Source organism: Streptomyces sp. cg36, assembly GCF_041080675.1.
Classification (GTDB): domain Bacteria; phylum Actinomycetota; class Actinomycetes; order Streptomycetales; family Streptomycetaceae; genus Streptomyces.
Genome location: NZ_CP163520.1, coordinates 7,703,812 through 7,728,848, shown reverse-complemented (window position 1 = coordinate 7,728,848; position 25,037 = coordinate 7,703,812). Strand labels below are relative to the sequence as shown.

The window sequence follows — 25,037 nt, the reverse complement described above, 5'->3', positions numbered from 1 at the left end:
CTACTGCTCGCGCTCGTCCGCCGGGGACGGTCTGCGGTGCCGGCCGCCGCCCTCGCCCGGCGGCGGGCAGTCCCACTCGGCGGACCCGTCCTCGGCCGGGCGGGGCGGATAGAGCAGGGCCTTCGCGGCGGCGAGGTCCTCGGCGACGCCGACGGCCACCCACTCCGAGCCGTTCCACTCCTGGATCACCCGGGGCGTGTCCGGCTCGATGTGCGCACCCTGGTGCGGTCCTCTCGTGAGCGGGATCGCCCGGAGTTTCCCGGCCGACCGGGCGCGGCGCTCCTCGCGGCGCCGCGCCCATTCCTCCAACGGCTCCTCGTGCATCGCAGCATCGTGGCGCAGTCGCGTCCTCGATCGCCACCCCGGGCCGGCCCCCGCCCCCTCCGGGAAAACCGTGCCGGACCCCCGGCGTACAGTGCGGCTCGCCCCGGCACCGGCCCGGGCAGTCGACGAGGAGTTACGTGAGAACGCTCAAGTCCGTGATGGCCCTGTTCGGGACCTTGGCCCTGCTTCTGGGGATGTGCGTCCTCGGCGCCGCGACCGCGTCGGCGGCGGACGTGGTGGATCCGAGTACGGCGCCGCCGCTCAGGTTCTCCACCTTCAACATGTGCGGCCACAAGTGCGTGGCCGTCGACAAGCTGACCAACGACGCCTACCGCGAGGACGTGGTGGTCCGGGAGACCGACCTCACCGGCTGGAAGGCGGACCAGATATTCCTCCAGGAGGTCTGCGAGTACCAGTACAACGCGATCGCGGCCCGGCTCCAGCCCCGCGGTTTCACGGGCCGTTACGTGGCGACGCTCCCGAAGGGGGCCGTCGACGCCGACCACAACACGATCTGCCTGGGCACCTCCTCGTACGGCATGGCCGTCTTCGCCAAGGGCGCGTTCGTCGGCGGCACCGATCTGGATCTGAACACCTACGGCGCGGACAGCAAGCGCCAGGAGCCCGAGGACATCACGAGCCCCTGCATCCAGAGCTATCTGCAGAACCGGCTCACCTGGTCCTGCTCCGCGCACCTGTACTGGGAGCCCGAGTCCTCCGGGGCCGCGCTGCGCAACGCCGAGGCGCTCAAGCTCGCCGCCAGGGTCAAGCAGTGGGACGACGCCGGCATCCCCGTCGTCGTGGGCGGCGACTTCAACACCCAGCCGTGGAACGGCGGCACCCAGCCGCTCTACTCCCCCGCCGCCGGGAGCGGCGGCGCGCTCGGCCCGGGCAGCGGCACGATGACCGAGGCCGACGAGACCGACGCCGACTTCTTCCAGCAGAAGTGCAAGGACCTCCAGTTGACGCACTGCCGTTCCGGCGCGACGACGTACGAGGACGCGGGCGGCAAGCGCAAGATCGACTACCTCTTCTTCGCCTCCCGCTTCTTCAAGGACGAGAAGGGCGACTCCCAGCCCCGCGAGACGACGGTGTCCGACCACCACGTCTACCGCGCCGCCGCCACCTGGTCGGACTGCGGGCCCGCCGCGCCCACCGCGGGAGGCGTCTTCCGCGTCGACGCCACCGGCGCGCTGTTCCGCTACGCGGGCAACAGCGACGGCACCCTCGCGGGCGCCTGCAAGACCGGCTTCGGCTGGGGCAACATGCGCCACATCGCCCGCCAGGGCGGCACGCTGCTGGCCGTCGACCAGAGCGGTGACCTGTGGCGGTACCCGGCCGACCCGGTGACCGGCTCGTACTCGGGCAGCACCCGCACCAAGGCGGGCAGCGGCCTCCAGGGCGCGACCGCCCTGCTCGCCCCCGGCGACAACAACCACGACGGCCACCCCGACCTGCTCGTCCGCGACGCGGCCGGTGACCTGTGGCGCTACCCCGGCACGGCCGCGGGCGGCTACGACTCCGCCGCCGCGGTGAAGGCCGCCGCGCCCGCGCCCGGCACCTCCTGGGGCGACTACAAGGCGCTGCTGGCCGTCGACCTCGTCCGCGACTCCGCCAACGCCGCCGACCTGGTCGGCCGCGACACGACCGGGCTCCTGTGGCTGCACAAGGCGGACGGCAGCGGTGGCTACGCGCCGCGCGTCCAGATCGGCAACGGCTGGCAGACCTACACCGCCCTCGCCGCCCCCGGCGACCTCGACGGTGACGGCAACGCCGACCTGATCGGCCGCGACCACGTCCTCAACAAGAGCTACGGCAACCTCTGGTTCTACAAGGGCGACGGCACGGGCGGCTACGCGCCGCGCGTCCAGATCGGCAACGGCTACCCGGACGACGAGCCGCTGTTCTGAGCACGCGGCGACCGGTGCGCCCCTGGGGGCGGTGACCGACGGCGGTCACCGCCCCTCCCGGCCACCGCCCCACCCGGTCGGCGCCTGCCGCCGGCGGCGGCGTTTGTCCAGACGTGACCGGACCGCTTCGCGGAAGGCGTCCAGGCGCGCGGTGTCCTGCTCGACGCATTCGAGGATGTCCAGCGCGGTTTCCGTGTCACCGTGCGTCGCCTCGCGGTAGATGGCCCAGATGCCCGCGCGCACCTGCTGCTGGATGGCGGCCCTCCCGCTCTCGTCCTCCGCTCCCAGCACGCAGCGCCACAGCGTGATGATCAGCTCGCTGCGGGCGTCCGCGCCGAGGTCCTCGTGGAGTGCGGCCATGATGACGCCGGCGGCCGGTACGGCCACATCGGCGAGCATCCCCTGGTCCTCCACGTGCCCGTCCAGCGAGGCAGCGCCCATCTCGGCGACGGACCGGGCGGTGATGATCTGCCGCAGGTCGTCGGCGAGATGCCCCCGCTCGCCGCACCAGCACGCGTACGCGTTCCAGTCGACTCTCTCCAGCTCGACCGTCCAGGGGACCAAGACCGTTCCTTCCGCCGCGTGCCGCCGAGGTGACCGAGGCGGATGCCCACCCCGGTCGGTGGCTTCCGTACACTTCGGCCACTCCATCGTACGGACGCGGCGAGTCAGGCCGGGTGGGGAGGATCCGCGAGTAGGGTCGACCGGAGACCAACGGCCTTTCCCCGACGGGGAGTCGGCCAGACAGGGGGTACGTCCAGGTGGAGTCCGGGGTCGTTCTGGGCGGCAGCTTCGCGGGGCTGCTGGCCGCACGGGTGCTGAGTGAGCACGCCGACGACGTCGTCGTCATCGACTCCGACGACCTGGCCACCGGCGCGACCGGCCCGGGAGCTCCGCACCGGGAGCAGCTGCACGCCCTGCTGTCGATGGGGCACCGCCAGCTCGAACGCTGGTTCCCCGGGTTCACCGAGGAGGCCCTCGCCGAGGGCGCGCTCCTGGGCCGCGGGCCGGAGGTGCAGTTCCACGTCGACGGGGTGCGCAAGGTGGATGTGCCGCGGCTGCGGATGCTGAGCGCGACCCGCCCGTTCCTGGAGACCCTGCTGCGCCGCCGTGTCATGGCGCTGCCCAACGTGCGCCCGCTGCACGGCCGGGCCACGGGTCTCCTCGACGACGGCCGCCGGATCACCGGCGTCCAAGTGGCGGCCCCCGGCGCCCCGCCCGGACCGTCCGGCGCGGAACACACCGTCCTCGGCGCCGACCTGGTGGTCGACGCCATGGGCCGCTCCAGCAGGCTCGGCAGCTGGCTGCGGGCCAACGGCTGGGACGCGCCGCCCGTCAGCCGCATGCGCATCGACCTCGGCTACGCCACCGCCCTCTTCGCGCGCGGCGACGAACTGCCCGGCACGGTCATCGCCCACGCCACCCCCGGGCCCGCCAACCACTACCAGCCACGGCTCAGCGAGCCCGGCGCCCTGGCGGCCGTCGAGGGCGGCCGTTGGTCCGTGGTCCTCGCCGCCTACACCGACTACCGGCCGGGCAGTGACCCCGAGCGGTTCCTGGCCCGGATGCGCCGGTGCGTGGCTCCGCTGCGCACGGTCGCCGACTCCTGCACGATGCTGGGCGAGGTGCGCACGTACCGGTTCCGCGAGAGCGCGCGCCGCGACTTCACCCGCCTCACCCGCTTCCCCGGCGGCCTCGTCGCCGTGGGCGACTCCGTCGCCTCCGTCAACCCCGTCTACGGCCAGGGCCTCACCCTCGCCGCCCTCCAGGCGTCCTCCCTCGCCGTCCATCTGCGCTCCGGGGCCCACCCGCACACCGCCGCCCGAGGGTACTTCCGCCGGGCCCGGACCGTCGTGGACGCCGCCTGGTCCACCGCGACCACCGCCGACCTCGCCCAGCCCCATGTGACCGGCCCCTATCCGCGCGGCTACCGCCTCACCCGGTGGGCGGGCGATCGGCTCATGACCGCCTCGGTCCACAACCGGGAGGTCAACAGCGCCTTCATGGACGTCCTCCACATGAACGCCCATCCCCGTACGCTGGCCAGCCCTGCCCTGTTGCTGCGGGTCGCCCTGACCCGCCCGCCCCGCTGACGCGTCCACCGGTCACCCTGCTGGGGGCTGGCGGGCCGGTGCGGTTCCGCGACACCATCGCCCTCACGCCCGCCAGCCGTGAGGAGCGTCCCGCCATGGCCCCTGCCGCGCCCACGCCGGTGCTCGACGCGTCCGGGCCGCCGGGCCTGCCGCTGTTCGGGCACCTCTTCGCCTTCGGCCGCGACCCGTTGGCCTTCTTCGTACGGCTGCGCGACGAGCACGGCGACTTCGCCCGCTGGTCACTCGGTCCCTACCGCAGTCTGCTCGTCTCCCGGCCGGAGCACATCGCCGAGTTCCTGGGCGCCGTCGAGGACACCTTCGAGGTGATCGACATCAGCTGGACGCTGAAGCAGCTGGTCGGCGACAGCGTGCTGCGCAGCCGGGGAGCCGAGTGGCGCCGCAAGCGCTCGCTCGTCCAGCCGGTGGTCCGCCCGCGCCAGGTGCGCGCGTACGCGGCGACGATGGTCGAGTGCGCCTCGGCGCAAGCCGACGGCTGGCGCGACGGCCAACGCATCGACGTGCAGGCCGAGATGGCCGACCTCACCCAGCGGATCGTCGTACGCACCCTCTTCGGCGGCGACCTCGGCGACGACGGCCGGGCGCTCGGCGCCGCCATGGCGGTGGCCCAGCGCGAGATGCGCGCGGAGCTGCGCGGAGTCGGCCTCTTCCTGCCCGGCTGGGTCCCGACCGTGCGGCGACGGCGGGTGCGCGCGGCCGTCGCGGTGATCGACGCGGAGGTGCACCGGCTCATCGACAGCCGGCTGAACGGCGGCGCCGGCTCCGGGCACGGAGACGATCTGCTCAGCCGTCTGCTGGCGTCGCGCGACACGGAGGGGCGTCCGCTCTCCCCCAAGGAGGTCCGGGACGAGGCCGTCACGCTCTGGGCCGCCGGGCACGAGACCACCTCCACCGCCCTGACGTGGTCCTGGTATCTGCTCTCCCGCTCCCCCGAGGCATTCGCCCGGCTGACCGAGGAGCTCGACCTGGTGCTCGACGGCCGTCCCCCGGCCTACGAGGACTACGAGCGGCTCGTGCGGACCCGGCACACCCTCAAGGAGGCCATGCGCCTCTACCCGCCGGTCTGGACGGTGCCCGCCCGGGCACGGGCGGGCGCGACGCTCGGGGGCGCGCCCGTTCCCGCCGGTACGACGGTGTGGTGCAGCCCGTGGAGCGCGCACCGGGACCCCCGCTGGTTCCCCGACCCCACGGCCTTCCGGCCCGAGCGCTGGGACGACGACGCCCCGCACGCGGTGCCCGAGCACGCCTGGTTCCCGTTCGGCGTTGGCCAACGCGCCTGTCTCGGGGCGCGGTTCGCGCTCGTCGAGGCGGCGCTCCTGCTGGCGACCCTCGCCCAGCGGTTCCGGCTCGCCGTCGACCCCGGCGAGCCCGTCCCCCGCCCGGGCATCATCCTCCAGCCGACCGAGCCGCTGCACGCCACCCTGCGCGCACGGTAGCGGCCCACGCGGCACGGGCGGGGGCGCGGCGGGCGGACGTGACCGTCCTCAGCCGGGCGCGACCGTCCTCCACCATGGCCGAGCCGACCCATCTGCAACGCATCGACAGGAAAGGGTCACGTGCAGACAAAGGCATCGCCAGGTCTCCGTGGCGGTGCGCGGCCTCCCGTACACCGCGCTCCTAGCCTCCCGGCATGAGCGAGGAACGTCCGCACCGTACGGAGAACAGGGCCGGGGCCGACGCGCGGGCGCGGGACGGCGCACGTCACCGCGACGCCGAGATCGCCCGCCTCCGCCTGTACCGGCCCGGCCCCGCGCCGCCCGCCGCGGACTCGGCCGAGGTCGTGGCCCTGGTGCGGGACTGGGAGCGCGACGGTTCCGCCGCCATCGAATGGCCTTGATGGCGCGGCCTTGACGGACCAGCGCGGGGAGAGCGCCGCGGCCCGGCGCGTCAGTGGGCCAGCAGCCGGATTCCGCCCGTCAGTTCCCGCAGACAGCGGATGGCGAGCTCCGCGGGGGAGCCCGCGCCCGACACCGGCGCGTCCGTGGCGGCCCACTCCTCCAGGGCGACGCGGATGGCGTCGGTGGCCGCAGCCGCGGCGAGCCGCACCTCAAGGGAGTCGGCACCCGGCCCGGCGAGGCGGGTGAGCACGGGCAGCAGCTTCTCCTCGGACTCCTGGTTCACCCGGTACCAGACCGCGCGCAGCGCCGGGTCGTCCTGGGCGGCGCGCAGCAGCCCGCGCGTCCACCCGAACTGCTCGGCGGCGTGCTCGTCCGGCACCGACAGGGCCTCGGCCACGGCCCGCTCCAGGACGGCGGGCAGCGGACCCGGCTCGGCGGCTTCGAGCAGGGCGCGCCAGCGCTCGGCGCCGCCGGAGAGCAGCGGGCCGACGGCGTCCTGCTTGGAGCGGAAGTAGCGGTAGAAGGTGCGCAGCGCCACTCCGGCCTGGCCGGCGATGGCCTCGGCGGTGGTGGCGTCGGGGCCTTGCTCCGCGAAGAGCGCGGCGGCGGCACGCGCGATGTCGAGCTGGGTCGCGGCCTTGCGGCGCTCGGTGAGGGAGGGCTGGGTCACTGCTGCAGCCTACGCCCGCACCAGGCGGAAGACATGAAATGCCTAGGTGGCAAACCGTGTCACTTGGGCGTACGGTGACATGCGAGGGAGCCGATACGAGCGGGCTCCCCGTACTCACGAAAGCGGGAACGCGATGACCGTCACCCACCGCTACGAAGGCCGCCGCGCACTGATCACCGGCGGCGGCTCGGGCATCGGCCAGGCCACCGTGCTGCGCCTGCTCGCCGAAGGCGCCCGGGTCGTCGCCGCCGACGTCAGCGAGGCCGGCCTGGACGACACCCGGGCCAAGGCGGGCGCCGACGCCGCGCGCCTGAGCACCGTCCTCGTCGACATCGCGGACGAGTCGTCGGTGCGCGCCGCAGTCGCCGCCGCCGTGGAGACGCTGGGGGGCCTGGACGTACTCGTCAACGCGGCCGGCATCCTGCGCTCCTCGCACACCCACGAGACGTCGCTCGCCGACTTCAACCGGATCGTCGCGGTCAATCTGACCGGAACGTTCCTGATGATCCGCGAGGCGATACCGGCGCTCCTCGACGGCAACGGCGCCGCCGTGGTCAACTTCAGCTCCACCTCCGCCGCGTTCGCCCACCCCTACATGGCGGCGTACGCGGCCAGCAAGGGCGGCATCCAGTCGATGACCCACGCGCTCGCCGCCGAGTACGCCAAGCGGGGCATCCGCTTCACCGCCGTACAGCCCGGCTCCATCTCCTCCGGCATGACCGACGGCTCGGGCGCCTCGAAGGCGAGCCTCGGCCCGGGCCTGCCCGAGGACGCGGACATGTCGCTGTTCATGAAGCTGGCCCCGGCCATCGGCCAGGGCTTCGCGGGCCCGGAGACCGTCGCCTCGGTCGTCGCGATGCTGGCGTCGGAGGACGGCCGGTTCATCACGGGTACCGAGGTGCGCGTGGACGGTGGAACGCACTTCTGACGGCCCCCGCGCCCGAGCCCCCTCCGATGCGACCGGCCGACGAGAAGGCGGGACGCGTCAGCGGGGGCGTCGAGGTGTCAGGGGAAGGTCACCGTCGCCCCTGCCGAGCGGATCGTCTCCACCACGTCATCCACGTAGCCGTCTCCGAGGTGGGCGCGGGCCGTTGCCACGGAGTGCCAGTTCAGCTGGAAGGGCGCTCGCACCCCGAAGCCCCCGTTGAGGCAGTCCCGCAGCGCGTCCAGGGTCCCTCCGAAGTAGCCTCCCGGCCCCCGGAGCGCCTCGCCCAGAGCGCAGTACAGCCCCACCCAGTCGGTGATGTGGCGCCCGTCCAGCTCATACACGCCGCCCGACACGTCCGCCCCCGTGCGACGGGGCGCGGCGAAGTGGTGGAGCCGTACGCAGTCGAGCCAGGCGCGTCGTACCGGTGCGGGCAGGGAGGCCCACGCGCCGGCGCGGAGCTCGCCCGGCTCACGCCAGCGATCCCAAGCGGCGGGCGCCAGAGGGTGGGGCCGGCTCAGCAGATAGCCCGTCACCTCAAGGACCGGCTGCCCCTCCTCCTCGGCCTCCTCGATATGGACAGCGCTGACGTCGTAGGAACCGAGCACCCCGCCCCGGGAATCGAGGACGCGGACCTTGAGCTCGTCCACCTCCCCGGCCGCGGGACGGCCGCTCGCCGCACAGCGCAGCGCGCGGAAAGTGCGCCAGTCGTCGTCCGCGTCGACGAAGAAACCGGAAAGGTCGCCGACGGTGAAGAGCTCCCTCTCGTCATCGACGGAATAGAGGGAATAGAGGGGGGCGGACTCTTCACGGTGCACATCAGTCATTCGGACCACCAAGGGAATCGGGATGAACATCGAACGGGCCGGCGGGGTGCGTCATCCTACGCACCCCGCCACCGTCTCGTTTTCTAGGACTTCTTCTTCTTCAGGTTCGGGACCTTACCGCCGTCCTTGTACCAAGGACCGGGGAACAGCCTGGGGTTGTCGTAGTCGTGCTCCCAGGCAAAACCGATCAGCCCGTCGGGCCTCTTGATGATGCGGTGGCTGGTACCGGGCACGTCGTAGATCACCGAGCCCTTCCACTTGGCCTTCTGGGCCCCCTCCAGGTTGTTCGCCTGGTAGATGTCCAGTCCGCCGGGGCCGTTGCCGGGCCGGGGCGTTCCCCGGCCGGCGAGGACCTCTTCGTACTCGTACCGCAGCTCCTTGCTCGGGATCGGGTTCCGGTCCGAGAGCTTCGGGCACTTCCGATCCGGGTTCGGCTTCGCCGCGGCCTTGGCGAAGTAGACCTGGGAAACATTGAGTGAACGGGCGCTGCGCGAAGACTGGCTGAAGCTGCTCGGCTCGAACTCGATTTCACAGGCGACGACCGTTTCGAGGGCGTCCTCGGCCTTCTTGACGTACTTCTTCGCCTTGTCCGACTCTTCGAGGAGCTTACCGATTCCGGCGAGGCGCTTGATGGCCTTGGCGATCTCCGGGAACTTCTCGATGGCCCGGAGCGCCTTGCCCCACGGGAGGTTGTTGACCAAGCTCCAGAAGCAGGCTTCGACGTTGCCCTCGCTGACGCACTTCTTGATGTTCTCGACGTCGAAGTACTCCGCGAGGAGTTCCCCGCCGATCTCGATGATGAAATCGGTGAGGCTCTTGTTCGCGAGGTCGCGCAGCCGCTCGTACTCTTCCGGGTCCAGGCCGGCGGCCCGCAGCGCCTTCTTCTGCTCGTCGGTCAGCTCCAGCAGGTCACCCTTGGCGGTGGCCTTCGTGGCGGCTTCCTCCCGGGCCTTGCGTTCCCGTTCGGCCTGGTCGGCTTCGGCCTGCTTGGCTACCTCGTCGGCCTCCTTGGCGTACTTGAGGGCGTTGTCGGCCGCTTCCTTGGCGGACTTGGCGTGGCCTTCGGCGGATTCGGCGAGTTTGCCCGCGGCTTCCGCGTCCTGCTGGGCCTGGGTGGCGGCGGTCTGTGCGGTGGCCGCTTCCTTTTCCGCGAGGGTGGCGGCGCCGGCCGCGGCGTTGGCGTGCTGTTCGGCTTCGGCCGCGGCGCCGCGGGCTCGGGCGGCTTCGGCTTCGGCCTGGTTGGCGGCCTGGCGGGCCGCGGCGGCGTCCGCGGCGGCCTGGTTGGCGGCCTGGCGGGCGAGCTGGGAGTCCTCGCGTGCCTGGGCCTCGGCCTTGTTGGCGCTGGCCGCGGCCGCGCGGGCCTTGGCGCCGTCCTCGGCGGCATCGGCCGCGGACTTCATGGCCGCGGCGGCGGAACGCGCGGCACTGGCCGATGACTTGGCGGCGTCGGCGGCGGCCTTGAAGGCCGGGGCGACCTGGGCGTTGGCGCGCTTGGCGGCGGCCTCGGCGGCCTCGGCGGCCTTGACCGCTTCCACGGCCTTGGCCTCGGCGGCGGCGACCTGCTCGCGTCCCATGTCCTCGGCGGCCTTGGCGACCTGGACGGCGAAGTCGGCGTCGACGTCGGTGCCCGCGAAGGGCGCGGCCAGCTCGATGGCGGTGTTGGCCGGGTCGGCGATCCCCGCGGCGGTGCCGCGGGCGGCGGTGGCGGCCTGGAGGGCGATGCCGGACTGGAGGCGGGCCATGGCGGCCTCGCGGGTGGCGCCTTCGGCTTCGTCCTTGGTGCGGTTGGCCGCCTGGAAGGACAGCTTCGCCTCACCGGCGGCCTCACCCGCGAGGCGGGCGGCCTCATGGGCGGCGAGCCCGGCGCGGGCCTCCTGCGCCGTGGCCTCGGCGGCCTTCTGATTGGCGCGCTGGGCCGCGGCGCGGGTGGCCTGGTACTCGGCCTCGGCGCGGTTGGCCGCCGCGTTGGCGGCGGAGGCCGCGGCTTCGGCCTTGTTGGCGGCGGCGTTGGCGCGGGCGGCGTGCGCGGTGGCTTCCGCCGCCGCTGCCCGGGCCCGGGCGGCCGCTCCCGCGGCCTGGGTCGCGGCGCTGCGGGCGCGGATGGCAGCGCCACTGGCGGTGTCGGCCGCGCTCTGCGCCTGTCCGGCGGCGGCGTTGGCGGTGTCGGCGTCGGCCCCGGCGGCGGTCGCCGCGGTCTGGGCCTCGACCGAGTAGGCGGTGCCCTTGGCGGCAGCCGCCATCGAGGCGGTGGCCTGGGCGCGCGACGTCTTGGCGTCGGCGTCCATCCGGGCCTCGCGGGACTTGCGCCACGCCTCGCGCGAGGCGTTCTCCATACCGCGCGCGTTCTCGTCGGCCTTGGCCGCGATGCCGTCCTGCTTCTCCGCGTCGGCGCGTGCGGAGGCGGCGGTGGCCGCGGCGGCCTGGGCGTCGGCGCGTGCCGCGGACGCGGTGCGGGCCTCGGCCTCGGCGCGGGCGCGGGCCGCGGCGGCGATGTCGCGTTCCTTCTCCGCGCGGGCGCGTGCCTGGGCGGCCAGGTCGCGTTCACGCTCGGCGATGGCGCGCTGCTCGGCGGCGATCTTCGCCTGGCGCTGGGCCTCGACGCGGGCCTCGCGGGTCTTCTGGGCGTGCTCCCACGCCTGCTTCTCCGCCTTCTCCGCCTCGATGCGCGCCGTCCTGGCACGGGAAGCCGCGTCCGCGGCGATCTTCGCCTGCTTGTCGGCGGCCTCGGCCAAAGAAGCAGCGGCCCTGGCGTGCTGCTCGGCGTTGGCGCGCCACTGCTTGGCCTGCTGCTCGTGGAGCTCGGCCTGGTTCTTGGCGTTCAGGCCCTTGGCGTCGGCCTCGGTGGCGTCGATGGCGTGCTGCGCGGTCTGGCTCGCCTTGACGGCGGCCTCCGCTGCCGCCGCGATGCCGGCCGCGACCTCGGACCACTGGGTGCCGTAGGTCAGACCGGTCTCCACCAGCACGTCCGCCTGGACCTTGGCCTGCGCGGACGCGACCTGCGCCGCCTTGGCGGCACCCGAGGCGATGGCGACCTGACGGGTCGCCTCGGCCTTCACCGCCTCGTAGGAGGACAGCGTCTTGCCCGCCCGGTCCGCCGACAGCATCCGGTCGGCCTGGCGCGCCTGCCCGGCCGCCGAAGTCATCGCGTTGGACGCTTCCTTGAGCGCCTTGACCGCACTGCCGTGCGCGGCGATCAGTTTCGTACGGGCCTCCGCCGCACGGGCGGCCTTCTCGGCCAGCTGACGGAGCTTCTCCGCCGCCTCCTGCTCCTCCTTCAGCGCCTTCTCGTGCGCCGCGCGGTCATCCGCGTCCTTCTGCGCCGCGATCTGGTAGCCCTTTTCCAGGAACTCCGCGATGGCCTTGTCATCACCCGTGGCCAGGGCCGCCGCGGCGGCCTTCTTGACCTCCGGGCCACCCGAGGCGACCAGCGTCTCCACGCGCTTGCGCAGCTCGGCCGCCCGCTCCTTGGCGGTCTGCTCGTTCTTCTTGTCCTGCGCACGGGCGAGGTCCGCGCCGAACGCCAGGAAGTCGGCACGGGCCTTGGCGTCCGACTTCAGGACCCGCTCGACCTCGGCGTTGAACACCGGGCCGCCACTGCCGCGCAGCGCCTCGATCGCCTTGCGGTTCTTGACGTCGGTGCCGTCACGCTTGTCCTTGGCACGCTGGCGGGCCTCGGCCTCACCGTGCTCCAGGAACTCCTTCACCGCGTTCGGATCGCTGCTCTCCAGCGCCTTCTTCGCGGCCTCGCGGACCTCGTCCTCCTCGTCGAACTCCGCGTAGTCCTCCACCAGCTGCCGGTCCCGCTCGGCGCTGATCCTGTCCAGCTCCGACAGCGGCGCGGCGGCCGGCGCGCCCGGCGGCTTCGGCAGGGCCGCCGCCACCCGGTCCAGCGCCGCCAGAGTGCCGGTGTAGGACGCCTGCTCGGCGCGGGCCGTCGTGGCCTCGGTCGCCTCGGCCGTCGCGCCACCCAGCATCGCCAGCACCAGCGTCGCGGACAACGTCCCCGACGCCACCGCGGCCACCCGGCCACGTACCCGTCCGGCCCGCGGCCGGAATCTCCCCATCACGGAAGCAATCCCCCTCAAAAAAGAAACACACAGAACACCCCCCACCCCAGGCGTCACCGCACCACGGAACAGGGGGCACAACACATGCGCGCGGAACGCGGCGAAAGAGGCGCACCCCGGTAGGGCGCGCGGCAGGCAGCCGCCGGGCGCGCGAAGTCAGGGGTGCCGGCCGACCGGTCACGCCGGCCGGCACCCGGGGCGGATCCGCGGATCAGCCCCGGACGCGGGTCTCCGCGTCGCGGGCACGCCCGTACATGTCCTTCCAGAAGTCGGCCGACGCGACCGCCCCCGCCTGCTCCTCGGCCCAGGACGTCCCGTTGGAGTCGGCGGGACCGCCGATCTCCTTCCAGAGCCCGTTCGCGGACGCCTTGGCGGCCTCGGCGATGCTCCGCCAGTTCGCCGCCTGCGCGGCGGCGGCCTCCTGCTCCGCCAGCCACGCCTTCTGCGCGGCGCCCGCGTGCTCGGACACGGACTTCCAGGCGGCCTCCGCCTCGGCCCGGGCCCTGGCCGCGTCCGCCGCGCCCTTGACCGCTTCCTCGGCCGCGGCCGCCTTCGCGATCAGCTGCGACAGCGTGGCGCGCCGCGCGGTCTCGGCGTCCGACACGTGCAGCCGGTACGCCTCCAGGTCCAGCGTCCCGCCGGTGGCCCAGCCGTACCCGTAGAACTCGGCGACGTCGGCGTCCGTCGCGCCCGCACGCAGCGCCCACCGCGCCGCCACCCGCACCTGCTCACCGGGGGCGTTCTGAGCCAGCGCGGCCACGAACTCCCGGTCGGAGGCGGCGACTTCGAGGCGGTGCTGGACATCGGCCGCACGGCTGTCCCGGTCGAGCTTCTGGGCCTGCGCGTAACCGGACTTCACGAACGCGGCACGGTCGGCGTCCGAGCCCTTGAGGGCCTTCTCGGCCGCCGCCCGCACCGCCGGGGAGAACTGCGCGGGGTGCGTGGCCACGACCCGCTCGCAGAAACTCCGGTTCTGGGTGCGCGAGTCCTTCAGGCGCTGCTTGGCGTACGCGTAACCGCCGCCGGGTGCGATCCACTCGGCGATCGCCTCGTCCCCCCGGGTGCTGCGCAGCGCGTTCCACGCGGAGACGCGCAGCTCGGGCGGCAGCTTGGAGATGGCGATCTGGTGCACGTAGTCACGCGCGCTCTGCGCGGCGGCGGCCCTCATCGCCGCCGCCGGATCGACCGGCTGCTCCGCCACGGCCGCCGGGCCGGGCGCGGCCCACGCCGGTGCCGCGCCCGCCGCCAGGACTCCCCCGCCGGCGAGCAGGGCGACCGCAACGGCCTGCGCGATCCACCGCTGTCGGTTCACGGCGGTCCTCACTTGACCGGCTTGATCTGCCACAGCTGGGCGTCGGTCTGGTTGCAGTGCCAGGACTGGGCCTTGACGCCGTTCTCCGTCTTGGAGCTGACGATGTCCAGGCAGCGGTCGTCGGTGTGGCCGGGGCGCAGCTGGAAGAGCTTCCTCGCCGGGTCGACGAGCACGGCACGCCAGCGCATCTGCGCGCCGCTGCCGCACGTCCACTGCTGGACGGCCGCACCGGCCTGGGTGCCGCTGTTCTCGACCTCCAGGCACTTGTTGCCGGTCACGGTCCGCAGCTCGTAGGAGGCGCCCCCGGTGGGGATCATGCGCCACTGCTGCGCGACGGTGGCCGCGTTGCAGGTCCACTGCTGGGCCGGGAGGCCGTCGTTGACGGCGCCGTTGTTGATCTCCAGGCACTTGCCGCTGGAGGAGACCTGGAGCTGGACGGTGGTGGCGGGCAGCTTCGCCCGCGCGGCGGCCTCGGCGGCAGCGGCACGCGCCGTGTTGGCGGCTTCCCTCGCGGCGATTGCCGCGTCCTCGGCGGCGCCGGCGTGGGCGGTGGTGGTGGTGCCGGCCAGGGCGGCGGCGCTGGCGGTGAGGGCCAGCGTGGCTCGGATGATCCGGGACATGGGGTGTGCGGTTTCCTCTCGCGGGTGGGGGTGGTCGGGCCCGTGTCGGAGCGGGCGGGGTGGTGGGTGGTCAGACCTTGGCCGGCTTGATCTGCCACTGCTGGGCCGCGCTGCCGTTGCAGTAGTACAGCTGGGCGTTGGCGCCGTCGGTGGTGGCGCCGTTCTTGATGTCGAGGCAGCGGGGCGCGGTGGTGTGTGCGGGGCGCAGCTCGTAGAGGTCCTTGGCGACGTCGACGAGGAAGGGGCGCCAGCGCATGTTGCCGCCGCCGCTGCACCACCACTGCTGGATGGTGGAGCCGCCGTTGGTGGCGCTGTTCTCCACTTCGAGGCACTTGCCGCTGTGGGCGGGGCGCACCTCCAGGGTGCCGTCGCCGGTGGGGGCCATCTCGAAGAGCTGGTTGTCGGCGCCGTCGGCGCAGGTGCTCTGCACGGCGCCGGCGCCGTTGCGCAGGCTGGCCTTCTCGATGGTCAGGCACTGGCCGCTGTGGGCGGCCTGCAGCTGCACGACCGCCACCTCGGGGGCGGCGGCCTTGGCGGTGGTGGTGTCGTCGGCTTGGACGGCGGTGACGGTGCCCGCCAGGGCGGCCAGGCCGGCGGTGGCGGCCAGCGCGACTCGGGTGATCCGGGACATCGGGTGTTCCGTTCTGTCTGTTCAGGTCGGTGAGGAGGAGGCGGCCGGTCGGGCCGGATCAGGGGGCGAGCGGGCCGGCGAGCTTCCAGGTGGCGTCCTGGGCGAAGTCCTTGCCGCCGTCGAAGCGGTTCTTGCCGTCCTTGTCGGCGGCGTGGATGTCACCGGCGAAGTGCCGCAGCCAGCGGCCGGGCTGGCCCGCCGACTCGAAGGACTTGCCCACCCCGGACAGGCCCGGACGCACGCACCAGGTGGCGGCGTTGGCGGAGGCCGCGCTGCCGTCGTGGGCGGCGGCGACGACCCGCTGGCCCTTCAGCGTCAGGAAGGAGCCCCGGTCACGGGCGGACTCGAAGGAGTAGCACTCGGCCTTCTTGGCGAGCGAGGGCACCACGACCCAGGTCGCGTCCTGACGGTCGGCCACCTTGCCCTTGGCGCCGACGGGGGCGACGAACGCCTCGTTGGCGTCCACCTTGGACTGGCGGACGAAGAAGCCCGCCGCCCTGCCGGACGCGGGCTGCAGCGACTGGCGCATCGCCCGGTACTGGCTGTCCTCCTTGAGGAAGTCCACCACCTGCTCGTCGGTCCCGGCCAGCGCCTTGTTGGCCTGGGCGACGAACCACGGGTTGACCCCGGTCTTCGCCATGGCCGCCGTGATCTGCTTCAGCCGCAGCCGGTTCGCCGTGGCGATCTCCTGGCGCCGCGCCTCCGCGTCCGCCTTGTACGCCTGCTCCGCACCCGTGTGGATGAACGCGCTCCAGTCGGCCGCGCTCTGGCTCAGCGCCGCCTTCTGAGCCGCCGCATACAGCTGGGGACCGTTGGCCGCCACGCTCTGGCGCAGCAGCTCACGGATGAAGTTGTCATCGCTGAGCGCCAGCATCGCCTCGGACGGGGTCAGGTTGAACAGCGCCGCCGTGCTCTTGCGCGCGGCCAGCTCCTGCAGGCGCCGCGCCTCCTCACGGTTCTTCTCCTCCAGCTCCTTCAGCTCGGCCGCCACATCACGCTGATGCGCCTCACGGGCACCATTGGTGATGAACTCGCGCCACGCCGCCGCATCCCCCGCCAGCGCCGCCGCCGCGGCCGCCTTCACCTGCGCGCCCGAGGCCGCGTGCTTCATCACCGCGCGCACGAAGTTGTCGTCGCTCAGCGCCAGCAGCTCGGGGCTGCTGGGGATGCCCACCACGATCAGCGCCTGCGCCTTGGCGAGCCGGTCCGCGCGGGCCGCCGCCTCACGCTCCTGCTCACGCTTCTTGTCGACCGCGTACGCCTCGTGGATGCCGGTGGTGATGAACCGTACGTGCACCTCCGCGTCCGCGGCGAGCATGGCCTCCTCGGCCGCCAGGCGCACGGCTTCGTACCTCTCGCCACCCTCGCGGGCCTTGCGCCACAGCTCCTGGATGAAGTCCACGTCGTTGCGCTGCAGCACGTCCCAGGTGGCGTCCAGGCCGACGACCGCCGCCGCTTCCACCCGCTGCTTCTCGTCCGTGCCGATCGCGGCAGCCGCGGCGACGGCCTGCGCGGGCCGGGCGTGGGCGACACCCGGTGCGGCCACACCCGCCACAGCGGCCAGGGCCGTAGTAGTGACAACGCCACGCGTGATGGCCCTGCGCATGCGCGCCGGGGTGATGTCTTGCTTGTCCATGCTGGTTTGGCTAACCCTCTTCGTCCCGTAATGCCCCTGTAAATAAAGGGGAGATGAAGGCGAAGTCTTGAAGAGTCACCCGATAAGAGTCAAACCGGACTAGCGGGATATGATCTCGTCCAGCACACCCAAAATTTGATTTGCTTTTGCAATTTCATGGGATGTGGTTGGTCTGCTGTTTACCTGCATGGTATAGGTAGGCCCGCCTCAACTCCCGGCACGGGCACGGCGCGACACCCACCCCGGAACGCGACCGGCACGCAGATCCGCGCCGCGACATTTGTCCAAGACACGGGTGCGCACCGGCCGCGACAGTGGGGCCATGAACAGCACCAACATCATCGAGAACGTCTTCGCGGCGCTGGCCGGCTCGGACTCCGACCGCATCAGTGCCGTCTTCACGGAAGACGCCGAATGGCTCTCACCGGCGGGAAACGCCACTGCCGTGGCGCTCGGGAGAACGCATCACATGGTGGGCCGGGACACCATCACGCGCTTCTTCGCGGAGGACTTCCCCCGCCTGTTCTCGCGCGACCTCTCCGTCGAGTTCCGCAGCATCCACGTCAACGGCGAGTGGGCGGTGGTGGAGGCGACCATGACGGCCACCCTCACCAACGGCAACCCCTACAGCAATGACTACTGCTTACTCTTCGAGCTCCGGGACGACCTGATCCACCGGGTGCGGGAGTACGTGGACACGGCCCGCGGGCTGCGCACGGTCCTGGGCGAAGTGCCGCGGGAGACGCCGCAGTTCCACGAGTGAACGGGGCGGCCCGGCGCACGGTTCGGCCCTATCCTGGGCGCCGACAGGCACTCACGACCGAGTGGCCTTGCCGCACTTCCCGCTCTCGGCGCCCTGTATCCGCGCGTCCAACGACTGGCTCCGGTCGTACGGGTCGACCTCACGGTCGCTCCTGACCTCCGAGGTCGAACGGTCGGCCAGGAACTTCGGGACGAAGTATCCGGTCGACTCACCGCAGCCGCCGTTGGTCGTGTCCACCTTGTAGGAGACGAGGGAGAACGTCCCCTCTTCGGTGATCACCTTCGCCGGGTCGTCCCAGCTCATCACGATCTCCCGGCGCACGATGGTGCGCGCGACCTCGTCGCTGCCGCCGTTCGCGCGTACGACGGGATACACATAGGTGACGTCGGCGGTGACCTCCACGGCGCCCCGGCTGCCTTCCCGGTAGGTGAGGCGCCCCCGCGTCTTGACCACGGTCCCGACCAGCCGCACCTTCTCGGTGTCGAAACGGCTGAACAGGGTCAGGGGGTCGTTGGCCCGGCTGGGTGTGCGGAACGAGGTCGTCAAGTGGTCCTGGACGTCGGTCTGATGCGGATTGATCAGCGCGATCGCCTTGGCGGGACGCTCGCCCCGCAGCACCCCGGCGTCGAGGTTGGCGGCGGAGAGGAAGTCCTGGGTCCGCCGAAGGGTCCGCGCGACCTGTTCGCCGCTCATCCAGCCGGTCGCCCGGGCCCCGGGCACATGGACACCCGCCGCGCCGTCGGCCCACCGGGCCGCGGGAGACCCCCTGAACGGCGCGTCCAGGGTGGGCAGTTGCTCCGCCGCGTCCATAGCGGGCGCTCCGCTCGGGCGGTCGGACTCCGCTGCCAGCGGCGTACTGTCACCGTCTCCGCCGCCGAACCAGCCGACCACCCGGCCCGGGGCCAGCGCCACCACCAGCAAAGCGAGCCCGGCCAGTACACCGAGCACGTGCCAACCCGCCCGCCGTCGGGGCCGGACCGGCGGACCGGCCCGCCACACCTCCGGCCGCCGCTTCTCCCGGCTCAGCCGCTGCGCCACCATGCGCGCCCGCGCCGACGGCTCCTCCGGTGCCCCCGCGGTACCCGCCTCGGATTCCCGCAGGAAACGCTCCCACTCGTCGTCCGGTACCGACGCCCCGCACTTGCTCACGATCCTCGCCCCTCACAGCCGTGCGTCCCTCCCCAGAGACGCCCCCCATGCCAGAGACGCACGCGACCAGCGGTGGTGGATGGGGAATCGATGTAAGCGTCAAGTATAGGGAGCCCCGTCACCAGTGGCGTCGGCCCGTACGGGAGCGCCCACGCATGCCCGTACAGCGGCCGTGACAGACGTGTACGGAACATGTCACAGACTGCTTTCGGCCAGGTACCGCTGCTTCCCCCCGCACCCCATCGGTGGGATCTTTACGGCCCGAAGCGGCCCGAAGCGGGCCGCACGGAGGGATTCGGGGTGGCACCTTGAGAGGTCAGCAACCGCGCACCGGCGACGGCGAAACCGCTGGAACGGCTCGAAGAGCCGGCAACTCCCGCAGGGACGGCACGGCCCGACGGCGCCTGGCGGCCCGCGCCGCCATGGCGGTCGTCCTCACCGCACCACTGACGCTCGGCGCGGCCACGGGCGCGGGAGCCACGGCGGACCACGCGATCGTCTTCGCCCGCTACACCACGGCAGCACCCGTCGAGGACCTGTACGCGATCTCGCCGGGCGGCACGGGCACCGTCAAACTCACCCACACCGCCGCCGTCAGCGACGTGTCGCCCAGTTGGTCCCCGGACGGCAAGCGGATCGCGTTCGTACGGTACGGATCCGGTGGTGCCATCGACGGCATCTGGACGATGACGTCGACCGGCGGCGGCCTGAAGGCCGTGCCCGGCACCGCGGGCGCCTCCGACCCCGCCTGGTCCCCCGACGGCAAGCGCGTCGCCTACGCCAAACCGGTCGGCGCCCGGCGCGAGATCTACGTCGCCGACCTCGACGGAACCCACACCACCCGGCTCACCCACACCGCCGCCGACGACCTCCACCCGACGTGGTCCCCGGACGGCGCGTCCCTGGCGTTCAACCGCGCGGACGCGGCCGGGCACAGCAGGGTGATGCGGATCCGGCTGTCCACCCTGGCCCAGGCGGCGGTCACCGGGTCCGGCGCCCACGACTGGACGCCCGACTGGTCGCACGGCAACCGGATCGCGTTCAGCCGGGTGGACTCCACCGGCTTCGCCCACCTCTACTTCGTCCGCCCCGACGGCACCGGACTCCGCCGCGTCACCAACGGCCGCTACAACGACAAGTACCCGTCCTGGTCCCCGGACGGCGGCCGACTGGTCTTCACCAGGGGTGGCGGCGACGACACCGACCCCGAACACCTCTACCTGGTACGGGCCGACGGCACGGCGCTGACCCAGCTCACCACGACCGCCTCCCACGACCTGGAGGCCGACTGGCGCCCGTGAGGCGCGCCGACACGGCCGCCACCGCGCCCGGATCCGGCAGGCTGGGCACCGGATCCGGGCGCCACACCGCGACGCCCGCCAGACTGTCCGTCCGGTCGCCCAGCCCGCTCAGCCGCGACCGTGGCGCGCGACCGAGTCGAAGAACCGCACGGTCTCCGGGGCAGACTTCATGAAGGCCCCGTTGTGGCCGACCGCCCCCTGGTCGACGACCCGCGCCCGGACGCCGTGCGCGGCGAACTGCCGGGCGCAGGCATGGGTGTTGGCGATGGGTACGTCCGTGTCGCCGGTGGCCGTGTAGAGCCGTACGGGCACGGCGGGCTTCCAGTCGCAGGTGCCGTCGGCGGCCTTCATCGCGGCGAGGAGGCCGCCGTCGGGGTGGCGCAGCCGCTCGTAGAAGGCGGGGGTGAGCAGTTCCCGCACCGACGGGGCGAGGGATGCCACCACGGCGTCCTCCTCGTGCTCCCCGTCGAAGAGGGACTCGACGCGTGAGGCGTAGGGCTCCCGGAAGGCGTTCTCGGGGGACTTGTAGAGGGGGTGGAGCCGGTTCTGGGCAACGAGCCAGTACGAGAGGTAGAACACCCCGCTGACATCGTTGACGCGCCCGTCGAACAGGGCTGGCATCTCGGTGTGTTCGATGTCGTACGGCCCGGACACGGGCGCGACGGCCTTCAGCCGGAACCGCTTGTCCACCCCCTGGTCCAGCTGCTTCGCCAACGCCATGGCGACCTGGCCGCCCTGCGAGAACCCGGTCGCGTAGACGTCGTGGCCCACCGGCCGCCCGAGGGCGTACGCGGCGGTGCGGGCCGCCCGCAGCATGTCGAGCGAGGCGGACACACCGGAGGCGGTGTCCATGTACGGGTGGAGCCCCGGGCCCTCCCCCAGCCCCAGATAGTCGGGTGCGGCCACGGCCCGCCCGGCGGAGCCCTGCACGAGCGGTGAGAGCCGGCCGAACTCCTCCCCGGCGGAGGGTGCGTAGCTGCGTTTGACCATGGTGCCGTGGGTGTCGGAGACGAGGTCGAGGCGGCGGTGGCCGCCGGTCTCCGGGAGGACCAGCAGGCCGGTGGCGGCGGTGGGGGTGCCCTGCGGGGTGAGGGTGCGGTAGGTGAGCCGGTAGGTCGTGACGCCGTAGCGAACGGTGGCGGGGTCGATGTGCCCGTCGGCACGGCCGTCGCCACTGAGCACGCTCCTGACCTGGTCGGCGGTGAGGGTGTCCAGGGGCACCGGGTCCCCGACGAGCTCGCCGCGCCAGGACGCGGGGTCCTGGGCGTGGGCCGGCCCGGCGAAGGCCGGGACGGGAGCGAGCCCGCCGAGGGCGGCGAGGGTGAGGGCGGCTGCGGCGAGAGCGCGCGATGACTTCATGTCCCAGACGGTAGGACTCCACGGCTCGGCGCCCCATCCGGCGGTCCCCCCGAGCGGGGGTGTACCTGGAGACACCCCCGGGGGGACCGCGGTTCAGGCCGGGGTGGGGACGTGCCAGATGCTGGGGCCGTCGAGCTGGGCCTTCTCGACCTCGGCCAGGGCGGCCCGGCAGGCGTTGACGAACGCCCAGTAACGCGTGTTGGTGTTCTGGGAGCGCAGCGTGGGGCTGTTGACGTCCGGGGCGTTGCCGAAGTCGTCGAAGAGGCTCTCACGGAGTTCGCTGGTCAGCTCCAACTGGGCGCCGCCCTCGTCGGTCAGCGTCCGGTTGCAGATGTTTCCGGGCGCGTCGCCGTTGATCTTGTCCGGGCTCGTGTCGGCGATGGTGAAGCCCGCCCTGTCCAGACGAACGGCCAGTGCCTCGCGCAGCCGTCGGCCCGCGCCGCCCACGATCACGGCCTTGGTGCCCGCGGGGAGCTTGGCCGAATCGGTGGTGCAGCCGTGGACGCTGATGACGTTGGCACTGGCGGCCGCGATGGAGCGGGCCACCGGGTCGTCATTGTTCTCGGCGGTGACGTGCAGCTGCACGTTGTCCTTGGACAGCAGGCCCTCAAGCATCCAGTAGTCGTACAGGGGCGCGCTCTTGTCGACCGGGGCGAGGGTGGCGGGGTGGTAGCCCGCGATACCGAGGCAGAGTTCGGAGGTGCCCCGCTCGATGTTGCCGCCGTGGATCGCCAGGATCGAGCTCAGACGGGGGCGGGCGTTCGTGGTCATCGACGAGTCGAGCAGCTCGTGGCGCTTGAAGCGGCGCCCGAAGTCGACCCCCTCCACGGCGTTCGCGTAGAGCGCCGTGTTCGAGGCGTAGAGGTCGGCGGCGTGCGCCGGGGCGGCGGTGAGGGTGTCCAGCAACGGGGCGCCGGCAGCAGCGGCCACGAGGCCGGCCAGCACGGTCCGGCGGCTGGCGGAGGGCTTCGACATGGGAATCCTTGATGGTGCGTGGCCCGGCGGGCGCAGCCGCTCGGTCTCCGGTACATGGGCGTGGAGGAACCACGGCTCACGGATCGCTCCGCACCCCACCGCGCACGGGTGAGCTGCGCCGCTCACTCATGTACTCGCGTCCCCCCGACGTGGCGTGAACCTATCACCACGTCGTGCGGGGCCGCCGGGCCCCCGGCCACCGTCCGCCCGTGTCCAGGCCGCCGCCAGACGCCGAAGGCCCGTCCGACGGGCGCGACGGGGTGGTCCGTGGCGTCACCGTCGCTACAGCTCCCGCGCCAGCCGCGCCCGGGTGTGGGTGTCCAGGCCGTCGAGGGGGCCCATGCGGGAGAGTTCGGTGCCGTCGCGGCCCACGGCCACGACGAGGGGGCGGAGCGGGCGGCCGGGGTGGGACGAGGTCCAGACGGCTACGAGTGCGCGCCCCTCGGGCACCGGGATGCGGCGGGTGCCGACGAGTACGTGGTCCACGTCGGGGCCCACGTGGACTTCGAGGCAACCGATCCACAGCGTAAGGGAGTTGGGGAGCGGCGGGGTGTGGTCGTGGGGAAAGGTGCGCACACCGCAGCCACTGCGCACGTCCAGCACTTCGACGTCCACGGGATCGCCCACGGGGCCGCCACCACCCCCGACAGACCGCCACCGCCGCCCGTACCGCCGCATCAGCTCGAAGTGCTCGCGCCCCCGCCGCGACCTCGGGCGCCACACGAAGCGCAGCGCCCCCACCCCCTCGGCGGCGTCGACGTCCGCCGACACGCTCAGCACCCGGCGCGGAATCCAACGGGGCCGCGCTGTCGCGCCCGCGAGCACCCGGCGTACGGCACTTCGCAGCAGCGACTCCCGCAGCAGCCCGGTCCATGTGTCCACTCCCGCAGTCCGCATGTGGCTGCGATACCCCGCCCGCGGACGCGCCAAAGCCCGGGCGCCGGCCCTGTCCGGTCGGCGCCCGGCTGCCCTGCGGTCGCTCTTACTGGAGCTTCCACTGCATGGAGTCGAGGCCGTCCGCCGTGGTGCAGGAGGAGACGGTCAACTGGCCCTCGCCCGAGGGGGCGCCCAGGCACAGGTCGCCCCGCTTGCTGCGGACGCTGTACCAGCCGGGGCGGTTGGGGGTGGCGCGGAACCGCCAGAGCTGGTTGTCGGACCCGCCGCCGTTCACCTGGTGCGACCAGGCGGTGCCGTTGGAGAAGTTGTAGTCCAGGACACGGGCGTTGGCGCCGGTGAGGCCGTTGCGCTCGGTGTAGCGGTTCTCGATGAGGAAGTAGCCGCCGCCTTGGTCCCACAGGTGCCACTGCTGGTTCTCGGTTCCGGTGGCGTGGTAGCTGTAGACGGCGGTGCCGTCGCCGGTGTTGTACTGGTAGAGGTCCGCGAGGTCGTTGTTCGCGTTGGTCAGGGTCGTGATCTTGTTGTGGGCGGGCTGGCCGTTGACGCCCTGCATGCTGTTGAAGACGGCGTAGGCGGGGTCGCGCCAGGCCGCGGCGGCGGGGTCGTCGCCCGCGCTGCCGGAGTAGTTGCCGATCTGGACGGGACCGCTGTCGAAGGTGTCCCCGTTGAGGAGGGGACCACCGCTGGCGCCTCCCGGGAGGTCGCTGCCGCCGGTGCAGGGCCCGCCCCTGCCCATGATCTGCGGCGGGTTGTCCGAACCCCAGTAGGGCTGCTTCACACAGGTGTGGAACTGGTTGCTGTCGGCCGGGATGCCCGCGAACACGACCTGCGACGGCAGGGACCCGATGTTGAACTGGTAGCCGGAGGCGCCGACGGCGTCCTGGACGTGGGTGCCGTTCTGGGTGTTGAGCGCCAGGAAGGCGGTGTCGTCCGTCTGCGGGGCGTTGACGGTGAAGCTCCCCACGACCCCGAGGCCGCGGTAGGTCCACTTGCCGACCGGGGCATGCTCGCCCTTGTCGTCCGTGTAGTAGCCGGGGGTGAACTCGTACTCCGCCTGCGGGTTGATCCGGCCCTGTCCGTCGTGGGGGATGCAGTGGCGGGCGGTGGCGACCATGTCCTTGCTGTCGCTGCTGATCACATTGCCCGTGCACAAACTGATGTTCCACCAGCCGGGCTTCTCCTCGTTGGGCCAGGCTATGCGGACGCGGCCGGTGGTGGCCCGCAGGCGGGTCTCTCCCGGAGACCCCGCGGTGATGCCGCTCTTCGCCTTCCGCACGGGCGCGGTCGCGGGCGCCTTCACGGGCTTCCCGGCGCCGGGCGCGTCGGCCTTCGGGGGCGTGGCGTCCGGCTTCCAGTCGCGCATCTCGCCCTTGAACGGGCGGAAGGTGCCGTTGCTGTCGTGCTGGTCCCAGAAGGCCCGCTGCTGGGCGTCGCTCGTGTCGGCGGTGGCGTACACGCCGCCGTCCGAGGCGCGCGGTGCGGGCGCCCCCGTACCGGCGGCGTGCGCCGCGGCGGTGGGCAGGGCGGCGGCGAGGCTCGCGGCCGCGAAGGTCAGCGTAAGAACGTGTCTGCGCAACAGACTCTCCATCCATGCGTGGTTGACCGCGATGTGCGATGCGTGGAGAGCGTCACCGCGCCGAATCCATGGGAGATCGGCGGACGATAAACAGCGGCCCGCGCGGCGATGCCGCAGGCACGTCTTCCCCTGCCGGAAGCGGGGTG

Annotated in this window: 21 protein-coding genes; 7 read left to right on the top strand and 14 right to left on the bottom strand. The window is 72.7% G+C overall.

Annotated elements, in window-relative coordinates:
- Complete coding sequence (locus tag AB5J87_RS34055) at positions 1–324, bottom strand: DUF6087 family protein (protein WP_369382556.1); 324 nt, start codon at positions 322–324, stop codon at positions 1–3.
- 137 nt (positions 325–461) lie between these two features.
- Between AB5J87_RS34055 and AB5J87_RS34050 the strand changes: the two genes are divergently transcribed.
- Positions 462–2,234, top strand: coding sequence for an endonuclease/exonuclease/phosphatase family protein (locus AB5J87_RS34050; protein WP_369382555.1), 1,773 nt, complete (start codon positions 462–464; stop codon positions 2,232–2,234).
- A 45-nt stretch (positions 2,235–2,279) separates the two neighbouring features.
- Here AB5J87_RS34050 and AB5J87_RS34045 read toward each other — a convergent pair whose 3' ends face one another.
- The gene (locus AB5J87_RS34045) at positions 2,280–2,798 is read right to left on the bottom strand and encodes a hypothetical protein (protein ID WP_369382554.1); all 519 of its coding nucleotides are present in this window, start codon (positions 2,796–2,798) and stop codon (positions 2,280–2,282) included.
- Between the two features lie 197 nt (positions 2,799–2,995).
- Between AB5J87_RS34045 and AB5J87_RS34040 the strand changes: the two genes are divergently transcribed.
- From AB5J87_RS34040 to AB5J87_RS34030, 3 genes are all read left to right on the top strand, one after another.
- On the top strand, positions 2,996–4,327 hold the full coding sequence (locus tag AB5J87_RS34040; RefSeq protein ID WP_369382553.1) for a hypothetical protein: 1,332 nt from the start codon (positions 2,996–2,998) through the stop codon (positions 4,325–4,327).
- 95 nt (positions 4,328–4,422) lie between these two features.
- Positions 4,423–5,781 carry a cytochrome P450 gene (locus AB5J87_RS34035; protein WP_369382552.1) on the top strand — a complete coding sequence of 453 codons (1,359 nt, stop codon included), beginning with the start codon at positions 4,423–4,425 and terminating at the stop codon, positions 5,779–5,781.
- A 194-nt stretch (positions 5,782–5,975) separates the two neighbouring features.
- A complete protein-coding gene (locus tag AB5J87_RS34030; RefSeq protein WP_369382550.1) occupies positions 5,976–6,182 on the top strand; it encodes a hypothetical protein in 207 nt (68 codons plus the stop codon).
- Between the two features lie 50 nt (positions 6,183–6,232).
- On the opposite strand, the gene AB5J87_RS34025 is transcribed toward AB5J87_RS34030, so the two are convergent.
- On the bottom strand, positions 6,233–6,853 hold the full coding sequence (locus tag AB5J87_RS34025) for a TetR family transcriptional regulator (protein ID WP_369382549.1): 621 nt from the start codon (positions 6,851–6,853) through the stop codon (positions 6,233–6,235).
- Positions 6,854–6,986: 133 nt separating this feature from the next.
- On the opposite strand from AB5J87_RS34025, the gene AB5J87_RS34020 reads away from it, so the two are divergent.
- Positions 6,987–7,781 (top strand): SDR family NAD(P)-dependent oxidoreductase, encoded by a 795-nt coding sequence (locus AB5J87_RS34020; protein ID WP_369382548.1) that lies wholly within the window; start codon positions 6,987–6,989, stop codon positions 7,779–7,781.
- Positions 7,782–7,858: 77 nt separating this feature from the next.
- Here the strand turns inward: AB5J87_RS34020 and AB5J87_RS34015 are convergent, their stop codons facing one another.
- The 6 genes from AB5J87_RS34015 to AB5J87_RS33990 form a co-directional block, all read right to left on the bottom strand.
- Entirely contained in the window at positions 7,859–8,605 is a 747-nt protein-coding gene (locus AB5J87_RS34015; RefSeq protein WP_369382547.1) for a barstar family protein, read from the bottom strand.
- Positions 8,606–8,688: 83 nt separating this feature from the next.
- On the bottom strand, positions 8,689–12,618 hold the full coding sequence (locus AB5J87_RS34010) for a hypothetical protein (RefSeq protein ID WP_369382546.1): 3,930 nt from the start codon (positions 12,616–12,618) through the stop codon (positions 8,689–8,691).
- A 265-nt stretch (positions 12,619–12,883) separates the two neighbouring features.
- Positions 12,884–13,984, bottom strand: coding sequence for an ALF repeat-containing protein (locus AB5J87_RS34005; RefSeq protein ID WP_369382544.1), 1,101 nt, complete (start codon positions 13,982–13,984; stop codon positions 12,884–12,886).
- Between the two features lie 8 nt (positions 13,985–13,992).
- Positions 13,993–14,604, bottom strand: coding sequence for an RICIN domain-containing protein (locus tag AB5J87_RS34000; protein ID WP_369382543.1), 612 nt, complete (start codon positions 14,602–14,604; stop codon positions 13,993–13,995).
- Positions 14,605–14,674: 70 nt separating this feature from the next.
- A complete protein-coding gene (locus AB5J87_RS33995) occupies positions 14,675–15,235 on the bottom strand; it encodes an RICIN domain-containing protein (protein WP_369382541.1) in 561 nt (186 codons plus the stop codon).
- 58 nt (positions 15,236–15,293) lie between these two features.
- Entirely contained in the window at positions 15,294–16,871 is a 1,578-nt protein-coding gene (locus tag AB5J87_RS33990; protein WP_369382540.1) for an AbfB domain-containing protein, read from the bottom strand.
- A 322-nt stretch (positions 16,872–17,193) separates the two neighbouring features.
- Here AB5J87_RS33990 and AB5J87_RS33985 point away from each other — a divergent pair, with 322 nt between their 5' ends.
- The gene (locus AB5J87_RS33985; RefSeq protein ID WP_369382538.1) at positions 17,194–17,634 is read left to right on the top strand and encodes a nuclear transport factor 2 family protein; all 441 of its coding nucleotides are present in this window, start codon (positions 17,194–17,196) and stop codon (positions 17,632–17,634) included.
- A gap of 51 nt (positions 17,635–17,685) precedes the next feature.
- On the opposite strand, the gene AB5J87_RS33980 is transcribed toward AB5J87_RS33985, so the two are convergent.
- Positions 17,686–18,783 carry a hypothetical protein gene (locus AB5J87_RS33980; protein WP_369382537.1) on the bottom strand — a complete coding sequence of 366 codons (1,098 nt, stop codon included), beginning with the start codon at positions 18,781–18,783 and terminating at the stop codon, positions 17,686–17,688.
- A 308-nt stretch (positions 18,784–19,091) separates the two neighbouring features.
- On the opposite strand from AB5J87_RS33980, the gene AB5J87_RS33975 reads away from it, so the two are divergent.
- Positions 19,092–20,084, top strand: a complete 993-nt coding sequence (locus AB5J87_RS33975; protein WP_369382536.1) for an LpqB family beta-propeller domain-containing protein — start codon at positions 19,092–19,094, stop codon at positions 20,082–20,084.
- 108 nt (positions 20,085–20,192) lie between these two features.
- Here the strand turns inward: AB5J87_RS33975 and AB5J87_RS33970 are convergent, their stop codons facing one another.
- The 4 genes from AB5J87_RS33970 to AB5J87_RS33955 form a co-directional block, all read right to left on the bottom strand.
- Positions 20,193–21,443 carry an alpha/beta hydrolase gene (locus AB5J87_RS33970; RefSeq protein WP_369382534.1) on the bottom strand — a complete coding sequence of 417 codons (1,251 nt, stop codon included), beginning with the start codon at positions 21,441–21,443 and terminating at the stop codon, positions 20,193–20,195.
- Positions 21,444–21,536: 93 nt separating this feature from the next.
- Positions 21,537–22,418 (bottom strand): poly-gamma-glutamate hydrolase family protein, encoded by an 882-nt coding sequence (locus AB5J87_RS33965; RefSeq protein ID WP_369382533.1) that lies wholly within the window; start codon positions 22,416–22,418, stop codon positions 21,537–21,539.
- Between the two features lie 282 nt (positions 22,419–22,700).
- Positions 22,701–23,315 (bottom strand): hypothetical protein, encoded by a 615-nt coding sequence (locus AB5J87_RS33960; RefSeq protein WP_369382532.1) that lies wholly within the window; start codon positions 23,313–23,315, stop codon positions 22,701–22,703.
- Positions 23,316–23,400: 85 nt separating this feature from the next.
- Entirely contained in the window at positions 23,401–24,891 is a 1,491-nt protein-coding gene (locus AB5J87_RS33955) for a hypothetical protein (RefSeq protein ID WP_369382531.1), read from the bottom strand.
- Positions 24,892–25,037 lie beyond the last annotated feature (146 nt).